The 3,782-nt window shown below is 73.2% G+C and carries 5 protein-coding genes and 1 pseudogene; 4 read left to right on the top strand and 2 right to left on the bottom strand.

Going from position 1 to position 3,782, the window contains the following annotated elements; all coding sequences use genetic code 11:
- Positions 1-509, bottom strand: a pseudogene (locus JHD21_RS21355) (hypothetical protein); the annotation flags it as partial.
- A 173-nt stretch (positions 510-682) separates the two neighbouring features.
- Positions 683-1,429: a 4-hydroxy-tetrahydrodipicolinate reductase gene (dapB, locus tag JHD21_RS21360; protein WP_292679514.1), complete on the bottom strand. Its 747-nt coding sequence runs from the start codon at positions 1,427-1,429 to the stop codon at positions 683-685.
- A 44-nt stretch (positions 1,430-1,473) separates the two neighbouring features.
- On the opposite strand from dapB, the gene JHD21_RS21365 reads away from it, so the two are divergent.
- The 4 genes from JHD21_RS21365 to JHD21_RS21380 form a co-directional block, all read left to right on the top strand.
- Positions 1,474-1,989 carry a class I SAM-dependent methyltransferase gene (locus tag JHD21_RS21365; RefSeq protein WP_292679507.1) on the top strand — a complete coding sequence of 172 codons (516 nt, stop codon included), beginning with the start codon at positions 1,474-1,476 and terminating at the stop codon, positions 1,987-1,989.
- 56 nt (positions 1,990-2,045) lie between these two features.
- Positions 2,046-2,657: a transposase gene (locus JHD21_RS21370; RefSeq protein ID WP_292679509.1), complete on the top strand. Its 612-nt coding sequence runs from the start codon at positions 2,046-2,048 to the stop codon at positions 2,655-2,657.
- The gene (locus tag JHD21_RS21375) at positions 2,654-3,211 is read left to right on the top strand and encodes a hypothetical protein (RefSeq protein ID WP_292679510.1); all 558 of its coding nucleotides are present in this window, start codon (positions 2,654-2,656) and stop codon (positions 3,209-3,211) included. Before JHD21_RS21370 ends, JHD21_RS21375 begins: the two co-directional genes overlap by 4 nt.
- A 142-nt stretch (positions 3,212-3,353) precedes the next feature.
- The coding region (locus tag JHD21_RS21380; RefSeq protein WP_292679512.1) for an Hpt domain-containing protein at positions 3,354-3,782 on the top strand (429 nt) is incomplete at its 3' end.

Raw genomic sequence — 3,782 nt, forward strand, 5'->3', positions numbered from 1 at the left:
GGCTTCCCCGCGGCGCGGAGCCTGGCGATGCCGCGCGTGGCGGCGGAGCGGGCGAGGGCCTTCTTGGTGGCCCTCGGTGCGGCGAGCCTGGGCGCGGTCGAGAGCCGGAGCGGCTTGCGCAGGGTCTGGCTCACCCCGAGCCAGCCCCCGTCGGCCCCCTGGTGGACCACCAGGTCGCCCCCGACGACCGGGAGGCCGCGGTAGGTGCGGTCCAGGCGGACGTGGGTGGCGCCGGAGCGGTCGACCACGGCGTCCCGGGCCGCGAACCGCTGGCCCTGGGTGTGCCGCGCGTCCCGCGGGTGGGCGGCGAGCCCGCTGATGGCGGCGCGGGCGGCCCGGTCGGTGCCGTCGACCGCGCGGCTGACGGAGCCGACGGCTCCGCTCGCCCGGTCCGAGCTGCCGCTCGGACCGGTGGTCCCGCTGGCGCTGCCGGTCTGGGCGCCCAGCGCGGTGGCCGCCAGCAGCGCGGCGGTGCCGAGCCCCCACGACCGAGTGATGGTCCTTCGCATGTGGTCATACCTCTTCGTGTCGCACGCCCCGAGTCGGGCGATCCGTGAGGTGACCTTGGCAAGCAGCGCGTACTGGTGGGTAGCCGGAGGCGTCGCAGGTTTGTGCGTTGCAGGAACCTGCAGAAGCTGCCCCCAGAGCTGCTGAGGAGCCGCCAGGGCCGCGCCGGGCGTCGTCAGTCCAGGTCGAGGAGCTGCTCGAGCCCGACCGTGAGCCCCGGCCGGCCGCCGATGGCCCGCAGGCCGGTCAGCACGCCCGGCGTGAACGAGGCCCGGTCGAGCGAGTCGTGGCGGATCGTGAGGGTCTCCCCCGGCCCGCCGAGGATCACCTCCTGGTGCGCGACGAGGCCTCGGACCCGGAGCCCGTGCACCCGGACGCCGTCGACGTCCGCCCCCCGCGCCCCCTCGAGACCGGTGCTCGTGGCATCGGGCATGGGCGGGCTCCCCGCGGCCCGGCGGGCGGCGGCCACGAGCTGCGCCGTCCGCCGCGCGGTCCCCGAGGGTGCGTCCGCCTTGTCCGGGTGGTGCAGCTCGACGATCTCGACCGACTCGTAGAAGGGTGCCGCGGCCGCCGCGAAGCGCATCATCAGCACCGCCCCGATCGAGAAGTTCGGGGCGACCAGCACGCCGACCTCCGGCGCGGCGACCAGCCACTCGGCAAGCGTGTCCAACCGAGCCTCGTCGAACCCGGTCGTGCCGACGACGGCGTGGATGCCGTGCTCGACGCAGAAACGCAGGTTGTCCATGACCACGTCCGGGTGGGTGAAGTCCACCACCGCGTCGGCGCCGGCCGAGACGAGAGCGTCGAGCGGGTCGTCGACGTCGATCTCGGCCACCAGCTCGAGGTCGTCGGCGGACTCGACGGCCCGGCACACCTCGGAACCGACCTTGCCCCGGGCACCCAGCACCCCGACCCGTCGCACCATGTGCACAACCTAGTGCTGCCGCCTTGTGCCAAGGTTGGACCATGGCAGTGCAGTCGATCCCAGCCCGGATCCGGTGGGCGGTGGACTTCATGGACGTTCAGCCGGGCGACCACGTCCTGGAGATCGGCTGTGGGCCCGGAGCCGCCGCAGAGCTGATCTGCCAGCGGCTGGAGACCGGCAAGCTGTTCGCCATCGACCGCTCCGAGTCGGGGGTCGACCGCACCCGCCGGCGCTGCAAGCGCTTCGTCGACGCCGGCCGGCTCACCGTCCGCCAGATCGACCTCGCGACCCTGCGGGTGCCCGTCAAGCGGCTGCACAAGGTCTTCGCCTTCAACGTCAACCTGTTCTGGGTGCGCGAGTGCCAGGACGAGGTGGCTCTCCTGCACGAGCGGGTCCTGCCGGGGGGCGTCGTCAACCTCTTCTACGACGCCAGCCGGCCCGAGCAGGTCCCGGAGATCAGGGAGAAGGCGTCGGCGGCCCTGGCGGCGGGCGGTTTCCGGGTCTCCGTCGCTGAGAACGTGGCACCCGCCGTGGTCGCCATCATCGGCAAACGGTGAAGGTTATATCCTTAAGTCTGCTGACTTCAGGCAATTCCCTCATGTAGCCTGAGCGGATGCGCGTCGCCGTGCTCACCGTGGACCAGCGGGGCTCCACCAAGGCCGGGGCCACCGACCGGGTCCCCGCGACCCTCTCCGGGCTGGACGGCCTCGACGCCCTGCGCCTGCTGAGGCCGTTCGAGCGCACCGCCGGCGACGAGTTCCAGGGAGTCGTCGACGACCCCCTCACCGCCGCCGCGGTGCTCGAGCGCCTGCTCCGGGAGAACGCGTGGAACATCGGGCTCGGTGTCGGCGAGGTCGACGACCCCCTGCCGCGCAGCACCCGGGCCGGACGCGGAGCGGCGTACGTGCACGCGCGCGCCGCCGTGACCGCGGCCAAGTCCAGTCCGTGGCACCTGCGCGTGGAGGGCGACCGCCCGCGAGTGCGCTGGCTGGAGACCACGATCTGGTTGTGGGCCTCGATCCTGTCCCGGCGTACGCCGCGCGGCTGGGAGGTCGCCGACCTGGCCGACGACGGCCTGCGCTACGACCAGGTCGCCGAGCGCCTCGGCATCACGCAGTCCGCGGTGAGCCAGCGTGCGCAGGCCGCTGGGATCGTCGAGGGCCGCCGCGCGCGTGAGCTGGCCGCCGACCTCCTGGCCGAGCTGCTGGCAGGAGACGGGGCATGAACCCCGAGTCCGTCACCCAGACGGTCATCGTCCTGCTGGCGGCGACGCTCGTGGCGTCCGTCGCCGGCTGGGCGCGGTTCGGACGGACGATCTGGCCGCCGATCGCCCTGGCCCTCCTCGCCGGCGCCGCCCTCCTCGCGGCGGTCTCCGAGGAGCTCGCCACGAGCGGCCGCGCCACCATGACGGCGGTCGTGGTGCTGGCCGGTCTCGCCGCCGTCGTCGGCGGCGGTCCCCTCACCACCCGGGTGTTCGAGGCGGTCGACGCCGCCGAAGGACCGGAGGGGACGGACCCGACTCCCATCGAGTCCGCGGGCGACGTGCTGCGCGGCGGTGCCTGGATCGGCGGGCTCGAACGCGCCGCGGTCTTCGCCAGCCTGGCGAGCGGCACACCCGAAGGCGTGGCGATCGTGCTCGCGATCAAAGGCCTGGGCCGCTACGCGGAGCTGCAGACGCGAGCCGGCACGGGCGCCGCGGAGCGCTTCATCATCGGGACCTTCACCAGCGTGCTCTGGGCCGCGGCCTGCGCCGGGTCGGTGGCGCTGGTCCTCCGCTGACCAAACGTGTCACCGGTTTGGCTCACATCGTCGGCCGAGGTGCCGATCTGACGGGTGCACCCCGGCGACCCGCCGCGGGCCTGTCGACACCACGAGCGCTCCCTGCTGGTCCCCCACCGTGCGGGCGAGAGAAGGACCGGGCATGGAAGCCGATGGTCTGGACGACATCGTCCAGGAGTTCCTGATCGAGAGCCACGAGAACCTCGACCAGCTCGACCGCGACCTCGTCGCGCTCGAGCAGCAGCCGGGTTCCCGTGAGCTGCTCGCGAGCATCTTCCGGACCATCCACACCATCAAGGGGACCTGCGGCTTCCTCGCCTTCACCAAGCTGGAGTCCCTCACGCACGTGGGCGAGAACCTGCTGGCCCGCCTGCGGGACGGCCAGATGCAGCTGACCCCGGCCACGACCGACGTCCTGCTGGCCATGGTGGACACGGTGCGCGAGCTGCTCGCGACGATCGAGGCCGCCGGCGCCGAGGGAGACGTCGACGTCGACGGCCTCGTCGGGGTCATCACCGCCGTGCTCAACGACGACCACGCCGCCGCGGCGCCCACCCCGCAGACAGAGACC

The sequence above is a fragment of the Nocardioides sp. genome (assembly GCF_016462705.1).
GTDB lineage: Bacteria > Actinomycetota > Actinomycetes > Propionibacteriales > Nocardioidaceae > Nocardioides.